This window comes from Streptomyces sp. NPDC058701, from assembly GCF_042715295.1.
GTDB lineage: Bacteria > Actinomycetota > Actinomycetes > Streptomycetales > Streptomycetaceae > Streptomyces.
Genome location: NZ_JBHXSY010000007.1, coordinates 94845 through 115632, shown reverse-complemented (window position 1 = coordinate 115632; position 20788 = coordinate 94845). Strand labels below are relative to the sequence as shown.

The following is a 20788-nucleotide window of genomic DNA, read 5'->3' as shown; positions in this document are numbered from 1 at the left end:
CATTTAGTGACTGTGCTTGACAAGCAATCACCAAGCGACTTGACTCTGCCTCGTCCGGCGTTGGGGACGCTGCCTCGAAGGCCGTCCCCGGAATCCGCCCGGGACCTGACGGCGGAGCGTTCCCACTCGGTGCACCCCGTCGGCCGGTACCCACCCCGACCACGAGCCCGCCGCCCCGCTGCGGCAGACCGGAGGACGTCGTGCTCCACCCCGACGAACTGGCCCGGCGTGCCCGGCGGCGAGTCGTCGAACTGGCCGCACGCAAGGCGGTTCACCTCGGCGCCGCGCTGTCCATGACCGACCTGCTGGCCGTCCTCTACACCCGGGGCCTGCGCTACCGCCCGGACCGGCCCGACTGGCCCGACCGGGACCTGCTGATCCTCAGCAAGGGCCACGGCGCCTACGGCCTGTACGCGGTCCTCGCCGAACTCGGCGTCATCACGGCCGACCTGGCCACCCTGCCCGGCCACCCGTCCGACGCCGTGCCCGGCATCGAGGCCGCGACCGGCGCCCTCGGCCACGGGCTGTCCCTCGGCTGCGGCATGGCCCTCGGCGCACGGCTGGCGGGCCGGGACCAGCGGGTCGTCGTCGTCACCGGCGACGGCGAGCTCGACGAGGGGAGCAACTGGGAGGCCGCGCAGTTCGCCGCCCACCACCGCCTCGGCAACCTCGTCGCCGTCGTGGACCGCAACCGGCTCCAACAGGAGGGCGACACCGAGGACATCAGCGCCCTCGAACCCCTCGCCGACAAGTGGCGGGCGTTCGGCTGGCGCGTCGCCGAGGCCGACGGGCACGACACCGCCGCCGTCACCGGCGCCCTCGCCGGACTCCGGTCCGGTGACGGCCCCGCCGTACTGCTCGCGCACACGGTCAAGGGCAAGGGCGTGCCCTTCGCCGAGGGCGACCCCGCCTGGCACATGGGCCGGCTGGATCCCGCCCAGTACCGGACGGCCCTCGCCGCACTCGGTGGACCCGCCGCCCCCGCCCTCGCCGCCGCGGGAGGAACACCGTCGTGATCACCGCACCGCCCACCATGCGCGCCGCGCTGGCCGCCGCCCTGACCGAGGCCGTCGACGCGGACCCCGCCCTGATCACCCTGGGCGCCGACGGACAGGCCCTGTTCCAGGGGGTCATGGCCCGCCACCCCCGCCGGTACGTCGACGTCGGCATCGCCGAGGCCAACCTCGTCGGGGTCGCCGCCGGACTCGCCCGCAGCGGCTTGCGCCCCGTCGCCGCCGCCATGGCACCCTTCCTCGTCCGCCGGGCCTACGAACAACTGCGCCTCGACGTGTGCGTGCCCGCGCTGCCCGTAGTCTTCCTCGGCGTCGGCGGAGGGCTCGGATACGGCCCCCTCGGGCCCACCCACCACGCCACCGACGACATCACCCTCATGACGGCGCTGCCCCACATGAGCGTCCACTGCCCCGCCGACGCCGCCGACGCCGTGTCCGTACTGCGGACCCTGCTGCCGGCCGACGGCCCCGCGTACGTACGGCTCTCCGCGCGCCCCGACCCGGAACTGCCCGCGACGGCCTCCGACGGCGACCCGCGGACCCCCCGGCTGCTGCGCGACGGGGCGGACGTCCTGCTGCTGGCCACCGGCCGCTGCGTGGCCGAGGCGCTCGCCGCGGCCGACGCCCTCGCCGGCGACGGAGTGGACGCCGCCGTCGCCTCCGTGACCACCCTCCGCCCTTTCCCCCGGGACGCCGTACGGGCACTGGCCCGCCACCGGGCGCTCGTCGTCACCGCCGCCGAGTCCCTGGGCCCCGGCGGCCTGGGGGACCGCACCGCACTGACCCTCGGCCAAAACGGCCCCCCGTTGGTGCGCCTGGAGACCGACCACCGCTACCCACCGGTCGCCTCCCACGAAGAACTTCTCCACTTCTACGGCGTGGACAGCCGCGGCATCCGGTCCGCCGTGCTCGGTCAGTTCACCAGGAACACGAGGAAAGCGTGACGATGAGGATCCTCTCCAGCGCCCAGGCCTGCGGATTCGGGCCCGTCTCCAAACTGGTCGCCATCACCCCCCTGCTCGCCGACAGCAGCGTCGACTTCATCGGTCAGGACGTCGCACTCGACTTCGCGCGGCGGCACAGCCACCGCTTCCACCGCATCACCGAAGGCGACACCCGCCGGAGCGAGGACCTCGCGCGGGGACTCGCCGACGCCGACCTCGTGGTCAGCGTCATGGACGCCGAACTCGTCTTCCGGGCGGTACGCGCCGAGGTCCCCGTGCTCTTCTTCGACAGCCTCCTCGGCTTCTGGCTGACCGACCGCACCTTCGAGGAACTGGCGGCGCGCGCCCACCTCGTCCGGTGGGCCGACGACGACACGGCGCGCTACGTCTTCGACACGCTCGCCCCGCACGAGCGCATCCTGCTGGCCCACCTCCTCGCCCGCCGGTCCTACGCGCAGAACTTTCCCGGCGTGCCCGCGCGGATCGCGGCCATGGCCGCGGTGGGCGCCGACCACGTCGAGCTGTGCGGTCCCATCGTCGACCGGAACGCCCTGGAGGGCGCCCTCGCCGAGCCGCCGCCGGAACGGCCGGTCGGCCTCCTCGTCAACCTCGGCGGCTTCCAGAACTTCTTCCTCGACTACGAGTCCCACAACGCCTACCTCGACGTCCTGCGCCGCTGGGTCGCCGAACTCGCCGTGGCCCGGCCCGAACTGGGCCGCATCCTGGTCTGCGGCGGGGCGTTCCGGCAGCCCGTCACCGAGACCCACGGCGAGGTCGAGGTCGAGTACGCCTTCCTGCCCCAGACCGAGTTCCTCCGCCACCTCGCCCACGCACCGCTCTACGCCGTACCGCCGAGCCTCACCTCCCTGCACGAGTCGGTCATCCTGCGCCGGCTGCCGCTGCTGCTCCCCGAGCAGCACTACGGACACATCGCCAACCTGCGCGCCCTGCGCGGCACCGTCGCCGGCGACACCGCGGCCAGCCTCACCGACCTCGGCGACCGGTTCACCGTCCCCGAGGACGACCTGGAGGGCACCAAGGCCCTCGACCGGCTCACCCGCGCACTGCTCGCGGACGAGTCCGGCTACCGCCACCTCGCCGACCACCTGGACGCGCGCCTGACCGCCTACCAGGAGCTGACGGCCGAGGAACGGCACGCCGCCGTCGACGAACTCGGCGACCTGCTCGGCGGACCCGCGCTGGCCGATCTCCTGGACCGCGTCGACGTGTCCCTCGTCACCACCGGGAGCACGTCGTGAACCGCACCCCCGTCCCGCACGGCACCGTCGCCCCCGCCGCCGACGCCCCCGCCCCGGCGGACCACGCCGACCTCACCGAACGGACCGTCGACACCGCCGAAGTGGCCCGGCTGATGCTCGCCGCCCACCTGGAGCGGACCGGCGCACCCGCACCCGGCCCCGACCGCGTCCGGTCCTCCACCTGGACTCCGGCCGGCGCCCGCAAGGTCCGCCGCCGCACCTTCGTGCAGCTCGACGTCGACGGCGTACCCGTCGCCGTCGCCAAGATCCCGCTGTCCACCACCGATCCGAAGCTCGCCCGCGAGCTGGAGATCCTGCGCGGCTTCCCCGTACCCGCCCCGCTCGGCAGTCCGGTACCGCTGGACGCGCTGTGCGGCGGGTTCACGATGACCCACCTGCCCGGCATCGACCTGCCCACCGCCGCCGCCGGCGCCACCGGACCCGACGCGCTGTGGCAGGTGCTCCGGCCGGCCGTCGAGCGGGTCGTCCAACTGCACCTGTCGGGGGAGCGGACGTCCGGCACCCCGGAGCGCGCCCTCGAAACGGCCGCCGCGTACGTCCGTGACCCCGAGTTCGGCGTTCCGTACGCCGACGAGGCGCTGCGCACGGCCCTGCTGGCGCCCACCCACGGCGACCTGGGCCCCTGGAACGTGCGCTACGACGCACGCGACGGGTCGGCCCGGGTGCTGGACTTCGAGGACTACCGCGCCACCGGCATCGCCGCCATGGACGTCGTGAACCTGCTCGTCACCACCGCCCTCCCGGTCTTCCCCGACTACCCGGAACACGGCTTCGACTGGCTGTACGACCGGGTCTTCAGCCCGGACCACTGGTTCCGGTCCGTGCTGGAGCGGGGCCTGGACCACTACGGGACGCTCACCGGACAGCACCCCGGCCGCGTCCTCGACCTCCTGCCCTTCACCTGCCAGTGGCTCATCGAACGCATCGAGGCCGAGGGCCGCGACACCAGCGGGCTCTTCTACCGGACCTTCGTCGAGCGGTACCTCGAGCGGCGGCCCGCGGCCCACGGGAGCATCCATGTCTGATCAGGACCGCACCACCCGGACCGGCACCGTCGTCATCGGCGGCGGGCCCGCCGGACTCTTCGCCGCGCTGACCCTGGTCAGGGCCGGCCGTCGCGTCGTCCTCCTCGAAGCGGGCGGCGACATGATCGAAAGCCTGTGCCCCCGACTGGTGGCGCGGATGAACGGCCGGACGGTCCGCGACGCGGAGAAGTTCCGCCTCCAGTGCCCGCGCTGCACCTGCCTGACCGGACTCGGCGGCGCGGCCTTCCACTTCGACACCAACCTCGGGTACATCTCCTCGCTGACCCGCTCCAAGATCGAGTCGGCCCCCGACGGGACGGTCCGCTCCTACAGCGGCCTGGAGCGCGCCCTCGGCTCCTTCGACCGGGCCCAGGACCTCATCTCCGAGGCGTACCGCATCCTCTACGAGCTGGGGCTCCCGCCGGCCGGCCCGCCCCGCGAGACGAGCGGTTCCCTGCTCGGCGACGGCACCGTCTTCCAGCACGTCGACACGGCGTACTCGCAGAGCGTCACGGTGGACGACTCCCTCGTCGTCATCGCCCGTCTCAAGGCCGAACTGGAGCGCGGTGGCGGCAGCGTCCTGCTCCACCACCGGGCCACCGACGTCGAGCCGCTGACCGGCGGCGGGTTCCGCGTACGCGCCGACACGCCGGACGGCCCGGCAGGGTTCCGGGCCGACGACGTCATCGTCGGCGTCGGCAAGCTGGGCCTGCCCTGGGTCCGCGACCTCGCCGGGCGCATCGGCGTGCGCCACCGGCCCAGTGGCCGCGTCGACCTGGGCGTGCGGCTGGAGGCCGGCCGGGAGGACCTGGCGCCCCTCCTGGACGGCTGTCACAACCCCAAGCTGTCGTTCCTCAACGAAGAGGGCCACTCGGTCCGGACGTTCTGCGTGTGCGAGGGCGGCCGGGTCATGCAGTACGGCTTCCTCGACGCGGTCGCGCTCGACGGGCAGCACTGCCTGAACCAGCCCACGACCAAGTCCAACCTCGGCGTCCTCACCACCGTCGACCTGCCCGACGGGACCGACGGCACCGACCACGCCGCCGCCTTCGCGAGGCGCGTCTCGGCGTACGGCGGCGGCCGGCCCGTCGTCAGCACCGTCGACCAGCTGTCCGGACGGCCCGCACCGGAGGGACCGCTCACCACCAGCCTCATCAACTACCACCACGGCGACCTGCGCGACTGCCTGCCCGCGTCCACCGTCCGCGACGTCCTCACCATGGTCGACCGGCTCAACACCCTGCATCCGGGCCTGGTCCCGGGCACCGCCACGGTCGCGGCGCCCGTCGTCGAACGACTCTTTCCCGACCTGGACCTCTCCGACGACCTGGAGTCGTCCGTGCCCGGGCTGTACTTCGTCGGCGACAGCTCCTCGAAGATCATCGGCATCACCTACGGCGCGGCCACCGGCATGGCCGCCGCACGCTCCGTACTGCACCGCAGGGTCGCCGTCAGCGCGAGCGCCGGCACGGGCCCGGCCCCGGCCACAGGCGGGGGACACTGATGCTCCTCTTCCCGCACCGCCTGCCCGAGACCGGGAAGCCGCACTTCGAGCAGTGCACGGGCCCGCTGTCCGCGTCCGCCGCCACCCTGCTCGGCGGCCCCGACGGGTATCGGGCGCTCGCCGCCCTCAGCCACCTGCTGCTCCACCGGTACGGAACCGGCTGGGAGGTCCTCGGCACCGCCGGTGACACCCCGGTGCGCTACGTCCGCGCCGAGGACCAGGAGGCAGCCACCCTGGCGGAACTCACGGCGGCGGCGCGTCCCGCCGCCGCCCGACCGCCGGCCGACGGCGAACCGTACGTGGCCGTCCTGCGGGCCCGCCCGGCCCCCCGCCCGGCCGGCCTTCCGGCATCCCTCGGGCGACCCGTGTGGACCGCCGCCGCCGAGGGCCCCGACCTGTGCCTCACGTACGACAGCACCGTCCTGGACGCCGCCACCGCGGGCCGCGTGACGGCGCACCTGGCGCTGCTCGCCCACCACGCGGCGGAGCGGCCCCTGACGCCCGCGGGCACCGTCGACCTGCTCCGGCCGGACGAGTGGGAGCTGCTGCTGCACACCTGGAACGCGCCGCACACCCCCCACTCGGACACCACCCTGCACCGCATGATCCGCGAGCAGGCCGCCCGCACACCCGACGCGATCGCCCTGCGGGACGGTGCCGCCGAGCTCACCTACGGCGAACTCGACGCCGCGTCGGACCGGTTCGCCCAACGGCTGCGCCCGCACGTGGGCGAGCCCGGCGCCCTCGTCGTACTGACCGGCGACCGCGACCTCACCCTCTTCACCGCCGTCCTCGGCATCTGGAAGGCCGGCGCCGGATTCGTCCACCTCGACCCGCACCTGCCGGACCTGCGCGCCGAGGAGATCCTCCGCCTCACCGCACCCGTCGCGACGCTCACCACCGCGTCCGGGCACCGCGCCGTCGCCGGCCGCGCCCTCGACGCGTCCGCGCTCCTCCGTCAGCCGCCGGCCGGCGATTCCGCAGGCTCACCCGGCGATCCGGCAGGCTCACCCGGCGACCGGGCCGGCGCACCCGACGACCTTGCCCGTCCCGACACCACGGCGTACGTCCTGTTCACCTCCGGCAGCACGGGCGCCCCCAAGGGCGTCGTCCGCCCGCACCGCATGCACACCTCCCGCATCCGGCTGGAGCAGGGGATGTACGCCATGGGCCCGGACGACCGGCACCTGCTCAAGTCGCCTGTCAGCTTCCGCGAGTTCGCGTGGCCGCTGGCGACCGGCGGCACCGCGGTGCTGGCCGCGCCCGGCAGGGACCGCGACGACCGCTACCTCGCGGAACTCATCCGCGACGAGCGCATCACCACCGTCAGTTTCGTCCCCTCGATGCTGCGGCTGCTGCTCACCCAGCCCGCGTTCCGGACGGCGCCCGCGCTGCGCCACGTCTTCGTGGGCGGTGAGGCACTCGGACAGGACCTCGAGGACGAACTGCGCGGCCTCGGCTTCGAGGTGCACAACACGTACACCCTCAGCGAAGCCGACTACGTGTGCCACCGCACCGGACCGCTCCCCGCCCCGCGCCCGGAAGGGGCGGCCGGCACGGTCGTCGGCGTCCCGCTCGACATGCGGATCTACCTCTGCGACGCGGCGGGCCGGCTCGTACCGCCCGGCGCCGTCGGGGAGATCCACACCGGGGGCCCCGGACTGGCCGACGGCTACCTCGGCCGCCCCGACCTGACCGCCGAGCGGTTCCGGCCCAACCGGCTGGACCCCGCCGGGCCCGAGGTCCTCTTCCGTACCGGGGACCTGGCCCGCCACCTGCCCGACGGCCAGGTCGAGTACGTCGGACGCGCCGACGACCAGGTCAAGGTGCGCGGACAGCGGGTGGAGCCCGTCGAGGTGGAGACCGCGCTGCGCGCGCACCCGGGAGTCGCCAACGCGGCCGTGGTGGGGATCCCGGACCCCGACCAGGGCGCCGTCCTCGTCGCCTACGTCGTACCCGAGGGCGACGAGGTGCCGCCAGAGCGGCTGCGGGAGCACCTCGCCGAGCGGCTGCCGGACTTCATGGTGCCCGCGCACCTGGCCTCGGTCCCCGCCCTGCCCCTCCTCGGCAGCGGCAAGGTCGACCGCAAGGCGCTTCGCGTCCCACCGCGCACCCGCCCCGCCCTCGACGTGCCGTACGCCCCGCCCGCCACCCCGGACCAGGAGCGGGCCGTCGCACTGGTGGCGCGCGTCCTCGGCCTGGACACCGTCGGCATCGACGACGACTTCTTCGACCTGGGCGGCGACTCCCTGCGCCTGATGCTGCTGCGCGGCTCACTGGAGTCCGCCCGCGGACGCGCCATCGCCCTTGCCGACGTGTTCGCCGCCCGCACCCCGCGCGGCCACGCCCGTCTCCTCGGCGAGGCGTCCGAGCACCACGGCACCGGTACGGGCACCGGCACCGGCACCGGCGTTGGTACGGGGACCCCGTCGGCCCGCCGTCCCGCCGAACGGCGGCGCCCGCCGCAGCGGGGGAGCGCCGCACCGACCGCCCGCACCCGCACCCGCCCGTCCGAAGGAGGCGAACCGAGATGAACACGCCCCTGCCCGGCCGCCCGGACCCGGCCCCGGCCCCCGCCGTGGCCCCGGACGACGAGTACGCCGTCGCCGTCGTCGGCATGGCCGTGCGCCTGCCCGGCTGCGACAGCCTCGACCGCTACTGGGAGATCCTCGCCTCGGGCGAGGACAGCATCACCCGGCGTGCGCGCACCACCGGCTCGTTCGTCCCGGCGTACGGCTCGATCCCGCAGCCCGCCCACTTCGATCCGGCGCGCTTCGGCATCGCGCCCTCCGAGGCCCTGCTCCTGGACCCGCAGCACCGGCTGCTGCTGGAGGCCGCCGACGAAGCGCTGGACGCCGCCAACGTCGACCGTGTCCGCACCCCGGCCGTCAGCGTCTACGCGGGCGTCGGCCACAACGACTACGAGCGCTGGGTGGCCGCCGCGCTCGCCGGGCGCCCCGGCGTCGACGCCCAGGCCCTGGAGGTCACCAACCGGGGCGACTACGCCGCCACCCGCGTCGCCTACCGGCTCGGCCTGCACGGCGCCGCCGTGACCGTCCAGTCCGCGTGCTCCACCGCGCTCACCGCCGTCCACCTCGCCGTGCAGGACCTGCTCGGCCACGGCAGCGACCTGGCCGTGGCCGGCGTCGCCGCCGTACGGGTCCCGGCGCCGGGCGGCTACGAGGCACCGCTCGGCGGCATCGGCGCGCCGGACGGCGTGTGCCGGCCCTTCGACCGCGCGGCGGGCGGCTCCGTCCCCGGAGACGGCGCCGGCGCCGTGGTGCTCAAGCGCCTCGCCGACGCGCTGCGCGACGGCGACGACGTCTGGGCCGTCGTCCGGGGCACGGCCATGAACAACGACGGCTCCGGCAAATCCGGCTTCGCGGGCGTCGACCCGGCCGCGCAGGCCGAGGTCATCCGGGCCGCGCTGGGCGTCGCGGGACTCGAACCCGCGGACATCGACTACGTGGAGGCGCACGGCAGCGGGACCCGCATCGGTGACGCCGCCGAGTGGACCGCGCTCGGCGAGGTCTTCGCCGGCGCGCGCCGCCCCGTCCACGTCGGCGCCGCCAAGGCCGGCCTCGGCCACCTGCGGGAGGCCGCGGGTCTCGCCGGACTCGTCAAGGCCGTGCTGTCGCTCCGGCACGGGCGGCTCGTCGCCACCCCGCACTTCGAGCGGCTGCCCACCGATCTCGCCCGTACGGACGGGCCGTTGCGGCCGCTGGGCGCGGCCCTCGACTGGCCGGCCGCCGCGGACCGCCCCCGGCGCGCCGGAGTCAGCGCCTTCGGCCTCGGCGGGACCAACTGCCACGTCGTCCTCGAAGAGGCCCCGACCCGCCCGCACTCCGCCGGGGAGGGTCCGGGGGGTACGGAGCTGGTGCTGCTCTCCAGCCACCACCCCGACGCACTGGACGCCGACCTCGCCGCCGTGCGCGATCACCTCGACCGCACCCCCTCCCGCACGGCCGACACCGCCTGGACCACGCAGACCGCACGCCACCGCCATCCGCACCGCGGTTACGCCGTCCTCACCCCCGAGGGCGGAGCCGGGGCGGCCTTCGCGGCCGACCGGCTGCGCGTGCAGCGCGGGCGGGCACCGGCGCAGCCGCCCGAGGTGGTCTTCGTCCTGCCGGGCATCGGCAGCCACTACCCCGGCATGGGCGCCGACCTGGCCCGCACCGACCCCGTCTTCGCGGCGCACCTGCGGACCGCCGTCACGATCGCCGACGAGCTCACGGACGGGGCCGTCGGCCGGTCCTTCACCGCGCCACCGGCGCGCCCCACCGGCGACGGCAGCCGCGTCGACCTGCGCGCCCTGCTGCGCCGCGACGGCGCCGGCCGACCGCCCCGGCGCGAGCTGCGTCAGGTCCACCTGTCCCTGTTCTGCCTCGAACACGCCATGGCCCGCACGCTCATCGACCTCGGCATCCGGCCCGCGGCCCTCCTCGGGCACAGCCTGGGGGAGTGGGTGGCCGCCGTGCTGGCCGGCGTCATCGGCCTCGACGACGCCATGGCGGCCGTGGCCCGCCGGGCCGACCTCGTCGTGACCGCCGGCGAGGGAGCCATGCTCGGCGTGCTCGCCTCCGCCGCCGACGTCGAGCGGTACGCCGTCGACGACACCTGGCTCGCCGCCGACAACGGACCCGGGCACTGCGTCTTCTCGGGGCGACCGGCCGCGGTCGCGGCACTCGCCGACCGGCTGCGCGGCGACGGCTTCACCGTCCTGCCGGTCGACACCGCGCATCCCTTCCACACCCCGCAGCTCACGCGGGCCGCCGAGCTGCTCGGCGAGGACCTGCGCGACGTACCGCTGAGCCCGGCGCGCATCCCGATCGCCTCCAGCGTCCTCGGCCGCTGGCTCGACGGAGAGGTGCCCCGGCCCGCCTACTGGCGCGACCACATGGTCGGCCGGGTCCGGTTCCGCACGGCCGCCGGGCTGGTCCTGGCCCGCCACCGCGTCCTGATCGAGGTCGGCCCGGGCACCACCCGCCCGTGGATCGGCCAGAGCGACCCGGACGCCGTGTGCGTACGGACCGTACGGCAGTCCTACGAGCACGTCCCCGACCGGCAGATCCTGCTGGAGGCCCTCGGGGAGCTGTGGACCCACGGCGTCGAGGCGGACTGGGAGCGCCTGCACGCGGCCCCCGGGCACCGGACGGCACTGCCGCCCAGGAACCTGGTGCGGCGCAGGTACCTGCCGGACACGGCGCCGCCCGCCGACCCCTTCGCGCACCCCCCGTCCGCTCCGGCGGGAGGCGCGGACACGGCCGCCGACGGGGGAGACGGCGTACCGGAGCACCGGCCGGAGCCGGCGGCGGACCCGGGAACGCCCTCGACCGTGGCCGGATTCCTCGCCGAATGCTTCCGCCTGCTTCTCGGCCTGCGCCAGGTCCACCCCGAGGACCACTTCTTCCACCTCGGCGGGGACTCGCTGATGGGAGTCCACCTCATCTCGGGCCTCAAGGAACTCACCGGCAGAGCCGTGCCCTCCTCGGTCGTCTTCGCCTCCGCGACGCTCGGCGGCATGACGCGCGAGGTGGAGGACTGGCTGGCCACCCCGGAGCAACAGCGACCGGAGCCCATCGAGAACGAAAGCCCGACGCCATGACCCCACCCACCATCGGAGTGCTCGGAGCCGGAGTCATCGGAGCCAGCGTCGCCCACGCCGCCGCGGCGGCCGGGTACGCGGTGACGCTCGTCGACTCCGACGCCGCCGCACTCGACACCGCCCGCGCCGCCGTCCGCCGCCACCAACGGCTCGCCACCCTCCTCGGCGGCGCGGGCGCCCCCGCACTGGACATCCGCCCCTCCACCGACCTCGCTGCCCTAGGGGACGTGGAGCTCGTCGTGGAGAACACCACCGAGTCGGAGGAGGCGAAACGAGCCCTCTACCCGGAGCTGGAGAAGGTCCTCGCCCCCGGCACGACCATCGCCGCCAACACCTCCGCCGTTCCCATCGGCCGGCTCGCCGAACAGCTCACCGACCCGGGCCGCGTCGTCGGTGTCCACTTCATGAACCCGGTCGACCGGATCGGCATGGTCGAAGTCGTCCGCGGCGGGGACAGCTCCGACGCGGCCATGCGGGACGTCGACCTGATGCTGCGGCGCCTGGGCAAGGAGGCCGTCGTCGTCCGGGACGCACCCGGCTTCGTCATCAACCGCGTCCTCATGCCGGTCGTGAACCTCGCCGCAGCCGTCGTCGCGGACGGCGTCGCCACCCCGAGCCAGGTCGACGACCTCTTCAAGGGCTGCCTCGGCCACACCTCGGGGCCGCTGCGCACCGCCGACCTCATCGGCATCGACACCGTCGTCCGCACCCTGGAAGTGCTGCACGACCACTACGGAACCGACGAGTTCGCCACCCATCCGGCGCTGCGCCGGATGGTCGACCAGGGCCTGCTCGGCACCAAGAGCGGCCGCGGCTTCTACTCCTACGACGGGAACTGAACCATGGCTTCCCCGCAGACCACCTCCCCCCGGTCCCACACTCCTGAGGAAGTGAGCTCCACCGTGCGCGAGTTCATCGCCCGCCTCAGCGGACGTCCCGGCATCGCGGACGACAGGCCGCTCATCTCCGACGGCGTCCTCGACTCCGTGGCCGCCGTCCAGATGGTCGACTTCGTCGAGCGCACCTTCTCCATCGAGATCGGCGACGAGGACCTCGAACTCGTCAACTTCGACTCCATCCGGGGTCTCGCCGGGCTCGTCAACCGCAGGCTGGCGGCCCCGTGACCGGCTCCGCGCCCGGGGCACTCCTGGAGGCACTGCGCGACGACGCCTTCGCCGCCCGGGCCACGGCCTGGGAACGCGCGGGGGCCGTGCCGCGCGAGGACATCGACGAACTGGCCGGCCTCGGACTGCTCGGCCTGACCGTGGACACCGCCCACCACGGCAGCGGGACGCCGCTCGCCGCCGTCACCGACGTGCACCGCCTGGTGGCGGCCGCCTCACCCAGCCTGCACAGCCTGCTCGTCGTCCACGCCATGGTCTGCCACGCGGTACGCCGCTGGGCCGCCCCCGCGCTGCGCGACACGCTGCTGCCCGACCTGGCGACCGGCCGGATCCTCGCCGCGTTCGCGCTCACCGAGCAACAGGCCGGCGCGGACATCGGGGCCCTGAGCACCACCATCGAAAGCGACGGCGACACCCTGCGGGTCACCGGCACCAAGCGCTGGCTGTCGTTCGGTCAGATCGCCGACACGTACCTCGTCTTCGGCGGTACGGCGGGGCGCGGAAGCTGCGCGCTGGTGGACGCCGGTGCGGGCGTACACGTCGGCGCGGAACCCGTCACCGCGGGACTGCGCGCCGCACGGCTCGCCCGCGTCACGTTCGACGGCGCGACGGCACCGGCCGCCCGCGCCGTCGGCCGCCCCGGCTTCGGCATCCCCTTCGTGGTGACGTCCTGCCTGACCCTGGGCAGGCTGTACGTCGCCGCCGGCGCCGTGGGCGTCGCGGAGGCCGCCCTCCGCCTCGCCGCGGACCACGCCGCCACCCGCGCCCAGGGCGGTGCCACCCTGGGCGACCGGCAACTCGTCCGGGGGCTGCTCGCCGACGCCGCCGTCGCCACCGACGCCGCCGCCCGCTACGTACGGCAGACCGCGTACGAGGTCGAGGACCGGGCACCGTCCGCCGCCGTGACCGTCGCCCGCGCCAAGCTGCTGGCCAGCCGTGCGGCGAGCACCACCACCGCCACCGCCTCCCGGCTCCTCGGCGCGGCCGGACAGGCCGAGGACCACCCGCTGGCCCGGCTGCACGCCGCCGCGCGCGTCCACGAGGTCATCGAGGGGCCGACCGAGGTGCTCCAGGACATCGTCGCCGCCGACCTCCTGCGCGGCCGGGGCGCCACCACGGACCGCGCCCCGGCCCGGACGGCGGCGCACCACGGAGAGGACGACACCCATGCGGAACACTGAGCCGCACACCACGGCGGCCCCGCGGGTCAAGTGCGTGGTCTGGGACCTGGACGACACCCTGTGGGACGGCACGCTCCTCGAAGGCGACGACCTCAGCGTCCCCGAAGCCAACCGGAGGCTGGTCCGGATCCTCGACGAGCACGGCATCCTCCAGTCCGTCGCCAGCCGCAACGAACCCGGCGCGGTCGCGGAACGGCTGCGCGACTTCGGCCTCGACGCGTACTTCCTCTACCCGCAGGTCGGCTGGTCGGCCAAGTCCGCCTCGCTGCGCGCCGTCACCCGGGAGCTGAACATCTCGCCCGACAGCGTGCTGTTCGTGGACGACTCGGAGTTCGAGCGGGCCGAAGTGGCCAGCGAGCTGCCCGAGGTGCGGTGCATGACCAGGCAGGAGCTGCACGCCCTGGTGGCCGCCGGCGGTGTGCTGCCCGCCCAGGTCACCGACGACGCGCGGCGCCGCCGGTCGATGTACCTGGCCGAGAGCCGGCGCCGCAGCCACGAGGTGGCGTTCGACGGGCCGGGGGAGGAGTTCCTGCGTTCGCTCGACATGACCCTGCGCGTGCGCGAGGCGACGCCCGCGGACCTCGCCCGCGCCGCCGAACTGACCCAGCGCACCCACCAGCTCAACACCACCGGCATCACCTTCGACCAGGCCGAACTCGCGGCGCTGACCCGGCACCCGGACCACCGCGTGCTCGTCGCCGAACTCGACGACCGCTTCGGCACGTACGGCACGATCGGCCTCGCCGTCATCGGTACCGGCCGGCCGGACGCGGCAGCGGCGGACCCGCGGGCCGACTCCACGCCCCCGTGGACGATCCGCCTGCTGCTGATGTCGTGCCGGGTGATGGGCCGCAACGTCGGCTCCACCCTGATCGCCGCCGTCGCCCGGCTGGCCGCCGCGCACGGTGCCGGCACCGTCGCCCTCTTCCGGCCCACCGAACGCAACCGGCAGATGCTCGTCACCTACCGGTTCGCGGGATTCACCGTCGAGTCCCGCACGGACGACCTCGTCGTCCTCTCCCTCCCCGACGGACGCCGCCCGGCCGTGCCCGGCTACGTGCGCCTCGTCGTCGACGACGACCCCGCCGCCCCGCGCGGCACGACCAAGGAGCTGACCGCATGAAGGCCTTCACCCAGAGCTGGACCGACACCTTCTCCTCCGTGTACTCCGAGGAGCCGCTCGCCAAGCTGTCCTGGTTCAACGCCTCCCCGGGTCCCGAACTCGTCAAGCGCGTCATCGACGGCACCCTCAAGCCCGGCCAGCGCCTCATCGACCTGGGCAGCGGCCCGGGCGTCGACGCCGTGTTCCTGTCGGTGCAGGGACTCGACGTGACGGGTGTCGACCTGTCGCCCGACGCGGTCGCCCGCGCCCGCAAGTGGGCCGAACTCGCCGGAGCCACGGCGAACTTCGTCCAGGGCGACGTGCTCGACGTACCGCTTCCGGACCGCTCGGCCGATGTCGTCACCGACTCGTTCGTCTTTCACAACATGCGCGACGAGGCACGCGGCCGGTACGCCGACGAGGTGCACCGCCTGCTGAAGCCGGGCGGGCTCTTCCTCCTCAACTCCTTCTCCGACCACATGGTCGAGGGCACCGGACCGCGCCGCATCACCAGCGAGGAGATCCTCGACACCTTCCGATCCGACCGCTTCACCTGCGTGGGCCTGTACGTCTACCGCAACGTCCCCACGCGCGCCAAGCCCGACCAGCTGCACTGGTTCGGCGAATTCCGGGCCCGCTGATGCGCGTCGTCGTCACCGGGGGCGGCCGAGGCATCGGACGCGCCGTCGCACTCGGTTTCGCCGAGCGCGGCGCCCAGGTCGCGCTGATGTCGCGCACCGCCGCCCAAGTGGAGTCGGTGGCCGCGGAGATCGAGGCCCTGGGAGCCCAGAGCCTCGCGCTGCCGGCCGACGTCGGCGACGAGCGGCAGGTGCAGCGGTGCGCCGAGCGGGTGACCGAGACGTTCGGCGGCGTGGACGTGCTCGTCAACGCCGCCGGGCTCTTCGACCTGGGCCCCACCACGGAGTTCTCCGTGGACGACGCCCGCGCACTGCTGGACACGAACGTCATCGGCACCTTCCTCACCTGCAAGGTCTTCGGCAGGCAGCTGCTGGAGCAGGGCCACGGAAAGATCGTCAACTTCTGCTCGCTGCTGTCGTACACCGCGTTCCCCGAACGGGCGCTGTACGCGGCGAGCAAGGGCGGCGTCCTCCAGCTGACCCGCAGCCTGGGCGTCGAATGGGCCGCACGCGGCGTCAACGTCAACGCCGTGGCCCCCGGCATGATCCGCATCGAGACCCCGCACCCGGCCGCGCTCACCGAGGACGCGATCGTCGGGCGCATCCCCGCGGGCAGGCGCGGCAGGCCGCAGGACATCGTCGGCCCCGTCCTGTTCCTGGCCTCCCCGGAGGCCGACTACATCAACGGCCAGACCCTGGTCGTCGACGGAGGCTGGCTCAGCTATGGATACCTCTGAACACCGCCTGTCCATCGGCGCCTTCCGCGGCGCGTCCCCGGAACACACGCCGCGCCACGCGGAAACGGCCCCCGCACCGGGCGGCCTCATCGCCGCCCGCGGCCACCGGCTCGTGTACGGCGCCGGCGGCATCGGCCTGAGGGGAGCGGTCGTCCCCGACGCCGCACCGGTCCGCATCGCCTCCGACCCGTACGAGGCCCTCGACGCGACCGCCCCGGTCCGCGCCGGGGCCCTGGTGGGAGCGTCCGATGCCGGAGCGTGAACGCCGTACGGGGGCGGAGCGGTGAGGAAGGCGGCCCGCAGGAAGCCGCTGCCCCTCTACCGGGGGTTCCTCGCCGGTTGGGGCGCCACCACGTTCGGCACCGGCCTCGTGCTGCCGCTCATGGTGGCCTACCTCCGGGAGACGCTCGCTCTGCCCACCTCGGGCGTCTCGCTGTACTTCGCGCTGTTCGCGCTGGCCGGTCTCGCCGTGAACCCGTTCGCGGGCAAGGTCGGCAGGATCTACGGTCCCGGCCTGTCCGCGATCGGAGCCACCGTCCTCCAGGGCGCCGGCGCGGCCTGGCTGGCGGCGGCGGACTCGATGGCCTCCACGGTGCCCGCCGCCTGCCTCTCCGGGGCGGGCACCGGCGCCTACTACGCGGTCCAGACGCCGCTGCTCACCAAGGTCTTCGGCACGTCCGAACTCAGCCGCGTCCTCTCGGGGCAGCACCGCGTCTCGGCCCTGACCGTGGCCGTCGGCGCGCTGCTCGGCGGCCAGGCCGTGGAACGCCTCGGCTCAACCGGGTACACCCTGTGCCTGGTCGCCAACGCGGTCAGCTACCTGCTGCACGGGGCCGTCCTCGTCCGTCTGCGGCGGGTGGAGCGACGGCCCGCCGAGCCGGGTGCGGACGGGGCCGGTTCCGCGGCGGTCCGCGACGACGGAGGAGGCCGGGGCACGGCGCTGCGCGACACGGTGTTCCTCCGGCTCCTCCTCCTGCAGACGGCCCTGGTCGTCTTCGGCCTCGCCCAGGTGGACGCCGTGGTTCCCGCGATCCTGCGGAACGCGGACCTGTCCGTGTCCGCCATCAGCGTGGTCATCGCCTGCAACACCGTCGGCGTCATCGCCTTCCAGGGCCTCGCCCTGCGGGTCGTCGAACGGATCGGGTACGTCGCCGCGCTGACGGCGGCCGTCCTGGTCTGGGTGGTCGCCATGGGCGCCCTGACGGCCGCCGTGCTGGTGCCCGGGGCCGGCGTGCGCCTCCTGTTCGGCGCCCTGTTCGGCCTGGTCTTCGCCGTCGGCGAATGCCTGATCGCGCCGAGCGTCCAGCCGCTCGTCACCCTGACCGCCCCGCCGGAGCGGCTGGAGAGCTACGCCGCGGCCACCTCCCTCGCCCACGGACTCGGCGCCTTCGTCGCGCCGCTGGTGCTGCTGCCCGTGGTGGACGGGGGCGGGGTGTGGAGCTACCTCGCCCTGCAACTCGGCGGCTACGGCCTCGCGCTGTACGCCCTGCTCTCGTTCCGCGGCCGCAGCGTCGACCGCCTCGCGGCCGCCCCTCCGAGCAAGGAGACGATCCCGTAGAAGAGTCCATCGCATCCCCCGCATCCCCCGCATCCCCCGCATCACTCCGGTGCGCGCCGTCGCCGCCGCTGGGACGGCCCGTACCCGGCGACCTGCCCGTGCAGGGCGGGGCCGCCGTCTGGATCGTCCCCCTGGATACCGTCCCCGACGGGCGCGCGGACCGCGTGCTCGACCGGCGGGAGAGCGCACGGGCGGCGGCCTTCCACGACGACCGCGCTCGGCGCCGGTACGTCGCCTCGCACATCGCGCTGCGGACCGTCCTCGGCGGGTGTCTCGGCATCGCGCCCCGCGCGGTGCGGCTGACCCGCGAGACCTGCGGGCTGCCGCACTGCTCGCGGCCGCACGGACGGCCCGCGCTGGCGGGCGGGGCGCCGGCCGTCGAGTTCTCCCTGTCGCGCTCGGGCGGCCTGGCCGTCGTTGCGCTCGCCGCCGTTCCCGTCGGCGTCGACGTCGAGTCCCGGGCCTTCCGCCACCCGGACAGCCCGCTCGACGGCATGATCCGCCGTCTGCACCCGGCCGAACGCGCGGCGCTCGCCGAACTGCCGCCCGCACAGCGGGAGGAGGGCTTCCTGAGCTGCTGGGTGCGCAAGGAGGCGTACCTGAAGGGCATCGGTACGGGACTGCCCGGCGGGCTGTCCGGCCCGTGCGTGGGGCTGGCCGCCGACCTGGCCGCGGACGGGCGGGGGCCGGCGCCGACCCCCCGGGGGTGGGCCTTCGCCGACCTGGACCTGCCGCCCGGCCACCGGGCGGCCGTCGCCGTCGCCGTACCGGACGGCGGGTCCTCCGGGCCGCCACCGGCCCCGACCGTCCGCACCCTGCGCCCACTTTCGTGAACGCACAGAAGGCCGCACCATCCCGAACGGTAATAGTGACAGAATTAGTGACTGAGCTTGACAAGCAGTCATAGGGATACTTGACTCTCCCTCACCCCCACCCCGTCCGAACGTCCCCGGACGCGATCGGACCGAGAGGAACGCACGTGACACACGACAGTGCGGGCAGCCGCGAAACGCTGCTCGTCGTGGGGTCGGGCTACCGCGCCGGCCACGAACGCCTGCTGGCCCAGATGGCCGCGGACGCCGACCTGCTGCTGCTCAACCCCGAACCGGTGACCTGGCAGCGGCGCCTCGTGCAGGCGGCCGGGGTCTTCGACGCCTCCGAACCCGGCGCCGCCGACGAGAACGCGCTGCGGGCCGCAAAGGTCCTGGTGGACCGGCGCCGGGTCGCGGCCGTGGTGACGTACGAGGAGACCATGGTGGTCACCGCGGCCCGCCTGGCCCGAAGCCTCGGACTGCCGGGCGTGCCGGTGGCGGCGGCCGAGCTGGCGCGCGACAAGCACCGCCAGCGCACCCTGCTCGGCGACACCGGGATCTCGCCGACCCGCTCCCTCCTCGTCCACGACCTCGACGCGGCACGGCGGGCCGCCCGCGAGATCGGCTACCCGCTGATGGTCAAACCGCGCGGCCTGTCCGGCAGCGCCGGCGTCCGCCGGGTGGACGAGGAATCCCAATTCGACGCCGCCTTCGACGCGGCCGTGCACGCGGACAAGATGGGCCTGGAAAGCGAGGGAATCCTCGTCGAGGAATTCCTGGAGGGCTTCGAATTCGACGTGGACTGCCTCGTGCACGACGGCACGGCCACCCCGGTCTCCTGGGCGCGCAAGATATGGGCGTACGACCCCTACCCGGTCGAGGCGGGCTTCATCACCGGAAACGGCACCCTGGGACGGGCCGAGATGACGGAGGGCTTCGACCTCGCCTGCCGCAGCGTCCTCGCCGCCGGCATCGACCGCACGGTGGCCCACGTCGAAGTGAAGATGACCCCGGCCGGCCCGCGCATCATCGAGCTGAACGCCCGCCCGGGCGGCGACATCGCCTCCCGCATCGTCGAACTGGCCCGCGGCGTACGGCTCGGTTCGCTGCTCGTCTCCGCCGCCCTGGGCCGCCCGCCGCGGACCGCGTCCAGCGGGGACCGCGCGGCAGGCATCCGTTTCCTCTACCCCCGGTCCCGCCAGCGCTTCGACGGCCTGGCCGACGCCGCCACCCTGCGCGGCCGCCCGTGGATCCACGAGATCGCCGAGCTGCGCCCGCGCGGGGAGACCGTGACGCCCCCGCCGGAGGACCTCTACGGACGGGTCGGCTACGTCATGGCCACCGGCCCGCACGCCGACGAGGTCGAGGACCGCCTGCTCCTCGCCCACCACGAGCTGCGCGTCCTCGGCTCCTGACCGCCCGACACCCCCCGGCCCCGCCACGCCCCGCCCACCCACCGACCTGCCACGCCCCGCCGGCCCGGCACCGGCCGCGCCGGCCCACGACAGCCACGAGAGAGGCCCGAACCATGACCGAGTGGAAGCCCGAAACGTACGGCCCCCGCTGGAAGAACGTGTACGACCACATCGACTGGCCGGAGCCCGAGGGTGCCGTCGAGTTCCTCGCCAAGCGCACGGGCGGCGGCCGAGCACTCGAACTCGCCATCGGGACCGGCCGGGTCGCCCTCCCCCTCGCGCGGCGCGGCGTACCGCTCGACGGGCTCGACGCGTCCCCGGAGATCGTCGACGTGATGCGCACCAAGCCCGGCGGCGAGTCCATCGAGGTGTCCATCGGCAACATCGCCGACTTCACCTCGGAGCGCCGCTACTCCCTCATCTTCCTGCTGCTCAACTCGCTGTACGCGCTGCAGACGCAGGAAGAGCAGATCCAGTGCTTCGAGTCGGTGGCGGCCCACCTGGAGCCCGGCGGACTGTTCGTCGTGGAGACGTTCGTCCCCGACCCGACCCGCTTCCGCTTCAACGGCCGCGCCCACGTGTACGACGTCGGGCTCGACCACGTGCGCATCGAGGCCGACACCTTCGACCGGGCCACCCAGCACATCAAGGAGAACCACGTCGAGATCCGGGAGGACGGCATCAAGCTCTACCCGGCCTTCCTGCGCTACACGTGGCCCTCGGAGCTCGACCTCATGGCCCGGCTCGCCGGACTGGAGCTCAGCGAACGCTGGGGCGACTGGGGCAACGTCCCCTACGACACCTACTCGGAGAACCACATCGGCGTCTACCGCAAGGCGAGCTGACG

Annotated in this window: 18 protein-coding genes; all 18 read left to right on the top strand. The window is 74.3% G+C overall.

Annotated features, from left to right (window positions below; translation table 11 throughout):
- The first annotated feature begins 200 nt into the window (after positions 1-200).
- The 18 genes from ACFWW8_RS09830 to ACFWW8_RS09745 all read left to right on the top strand — a co-directional run bounded on the left by ACFWW8_RS09830 (position 201) and on the right by ACFWW8_RS09745 (position 20786).
- On the top strand, positions 201-1016 hold the full coding sequence (locus tag ACFWW8_RS09830; RefSeq protein WP_386526032.1) for a transketolase: 816 nt from the start codon (positions 201-203) through the stop codon (positions 1014-1016).
- On the top strand, positions 1013-1957 hold the full coding sequence (locus ACFWW8_RS09825; protein ID WP_386526030.1) for a transketolase family protein: 945 nt from the start codon (positions 1013-1015) through the stop codon (positions 1955-1957). Before ACFWW8_RS09830 ends, ACFWW8_RS09825 begins: the two co-directional genes overlap by 4 nt.
- Positions 1954-3216 carry a hypothetical protein gene (locus ACFWW8_RS09820; protein WP_386526027.1) on the top strand — a complete coding sequence of 421 codons (1263 nt, stop codon included), beginning with the start codon at positions 1954-1956 and terminating at the stop codon, positions 3214-3216. The genes ACFWW8_RS09825 and ACFWW8_RS09820 overlap by 4 nt, the downstream gene beginning before the upstream one ends.
- A complete protein-coding gene (locus ACFWW8_RS09815; protein ID WP_386526024.1) occupies positions 3213-4262 on the top strand; it encodes a phosphotransferase in 1050 nt (349 codons plus the stop codon). Before ACFWW8_RS09820 ends, ACFWW8_RS09815 begins: the two co-directional genes overlap by 4 nt.
- Positions 4255-5766 (top strand): NAD(P)-binding protein, encoded by a 1512-nt coding sequence (locus tag ACFWW8_RS09810; RefSeq protein ID WP_386526022.1) that lies wholly within the window; start codon positions 4255-4257, stop codon positions 5764-5766. The genes ACFWW8_RS09815 and ACFWW8_RS09810 overlap by 8 nt, the downstream gene beginning before the upstream one ends.
- Positions 5766-8300: an amino acid adenylation domain-containing protein gene (locus ACFWW8_RS09805; protein WP_386526020.1), complete on the top strand. Its 2535-nt coding sequence runs from the start codon at positions 5766-5768 to the stop codon at positions 8298-8300. The genes ACFWW8_RS09810 and ACFWW8_RS09805 overlap by 1 nt, the downstream gene beginning before the upstream one ends.
- Positions 8297-11374 carry a type I polyketide synthase gene (locus ACFWW8_RS09800; RefSeq protein WP_386526018.1) on the top strand — a complete coding sequence of 1026 codons (3078 nt, stop codon included), beginning with the start codon at positions 8297-8299 and terminating at the stop codon, positions 11372-11374. Before ACFWW8_RS09805 ends, ACFWW8_RS09800 begins: the two co-directional genes overlap by 4 nt.
- On the top strand, positions 11371-12213 hold the full coding sequence (locus ACFWW8_RS09795) for a 3-hydroxyacyl-CoA dehydrogenase family protein (RefSeq protein ID WP_386526015.1): 843 nt from the start codon (positions 11371-11373) through the stop codon (positions 12211-12213). The genes ACFWW8_RS09800 and ACFWW8_RS09795 overlap by 4 nt, the downstream gene beginning before the upstream one ends.
- Positions 12214-12264: 51 nt before the next feature.
- Complete coding sequence (locus ACFWW8_RS09790) at positions 12265-12498, top strand: acyl carrier protein (RefSeq protein WP_386526012.1); 234 nt, start codon at positions 12265-12267, stop codon at positions 12496-12498.
- Positions 12495-13679, top strand: a complete 1185-nt coding sequence (locus ACFWW8_RS09785) for an acyl-CoA dehydrogenase family protein (RefSeq protein ID WP_386526011.1) — start codon at positions 12495-12497, stop codon at positions 13677-13679. Before ACFWW8_RS09790 ends, ACFWW8_RS09785 begins: the two co-directional genes overlap by 4 nt.
- Positions 13666-14802: an HAD-IIIC family phosphatase gene (locus ACFWW8_RS09780; protein ID WP_386526009.1), complete on the top strand. Its 1137-nt coding sequence runs from the start codon at positions 13666-13668 to the stop codon at positions 14800-14802. The genes ACFWW8_RS09785 and ACFWW8_RS09780 overlap by 14 nt, the downstream gene beginning before the upstream one ends.
- Positions 14799-15422 (top strand): class I SAM-dependent methyltransferase, encoded by a 624-nt coding sequence (locus tag ACFWW8_RS09775; RefSeq protein WP_386526007.1) that lies wholly within the window; start codon positions 14799-14801, stop codon positions 15420-15422. The genes ACFWW8_RS09780 and ACFWW8_RS09775 overlap by 4 nt, the downstream gene beginning before the upstream one ends.
- Positions 15422-16156: an SDR family NAD(P)-dependent oxidoreductase gene (locus ACFWW8_RS09770; protein WP_386526005.1), complete on the top strand. Its 735-nt coding sequence runs from the start codon at positions 15422-15424 to the stop codon at positions 16154-16156. Before ACFWW8_RS09775 ends, ACFWW8_RS09770 begins: the two co-directional genes overlap by 1 nt.
- Positions 16143-16418 (top strand): hypothetical protein, encoded by a 276-nt coding sequence (locus tag ACFWW8_RS09765; protein WP_386526003.1) that lies wholly within the window; start codon positions 16143-16145, stop codon positions 16416-16418. The genes ACFWW8_RS09770 and ACFWW8_RS09765 overlap by 14 nt, the downstream gene beginning before the upstream one ends.
- Positions 16419-16439: 21 nt before the next feature.
- Positions 16440-17714, top strand: a complete 1275-nt coding sequence (locus ACFWW8_RS09760) for an MFS transporter (protein WP_386526000.1) — start codon at positions 16440-16442, stop codon at positions 17712-17714.
- A gap of 98 nt (positions 17715-17812) precedes the next feature.
- A complete protein-coding gene (locus tag ACFWW8_RS09755) occupies positions 17813-18547 on the top strand; it encodes a 4'-phosphopantetheinyl transferase family protein (RefSeq protein WP_386525999.1) in 735 nt (244 codons plus the stop codon).
- 146 nt (positions 18548-18693) lie between these two features.
- Complete coding sequence (locus tag ACFWW8_RS09750) at positions 18694-19941, top strand: ATP-grasp domain-containing protein (RefSeq protein ID WP_386525996.1); 1248 nt, start codon at positions 18694-18696, stop codon at positions 19939-19941.
- 113 nt (positions 19942-20054) lie between these two features.
- A complete protein-coding gene (locus tag ACFWW8_RS09745) occupies positions 20055-20786 on the top strand; it encodes a class I SAM-dependent DNA methyltransferase (protein WP_386525993.1) in 732 nt (243 codons plus the stop codon).
- Positions 20787-20788: the final 2 nt, after the last annotated feature.

Coding starts and splice junctions, on each gene's coding strand:
- ACFWW8_RS09765 (WP_386526003.1), top strand. CDS start 16,143: ATGGATACCTCTGAACACCGCCTGTCCATCGGCGCCTTCCGCGGCGCG.
- ACFWW8_RS09800 (WP_386526018.1), top strand. CDS start 8,297: ATGAACACGCCCCTGCCCGGCCGCCCGGACCCGGCCCCGGCCCCCGCC.
- ACFWW8_RS09795 (WP_386526015.1), top strand. CDS start 11,371: ATGACCCCACCCACCATCGGAGTGCTCGGAGCCGGAGTCATCGGAGCC.
- ACFWW8_RS09770 (WP_386526005.1), top strand. CDS start 15,422: ATGCGCGTCGTCGTCACCGGGGGCGGCCGAGGCATCGGACGCGCCGTC.
- ACFWW8_RS09780 (WP_386526009.1), top strand. CDS start 13,666: ATGCGGAACACTGAGCCGCACACCACGGCGGCCCCGCGGGTCAAGTGC.
- ACFWW8_RS09775 (WP_386526007.1), top strand. CDS start 14,799: ATGAAGGCCTTCACCCAGAGCTGGACCGACACCTTCTCCTCCGTGTAC.
- ACFWW8_RS09810 (WP_386526022.1), top strand. CDS start 4,255: ATGTCTGATCAGGACCGCACCACCCGGACCGGCACCGTCGTCATCGGC.
- ACFWW8_RS09745 (WP_386525993.1), top strand. CDS start 20,055: ATGACCGAGTGGAAGCCCGAAACGTACGGCCCCCGCTGGAAGAACGTG.
- ACFWW8_RS09805 (WP_386526020.1), top strand. CDS start 5,766: ATGCTCCTCTTCCCGCACCGCCTGCCCGAGACCGGGAAGCCGCACTTC.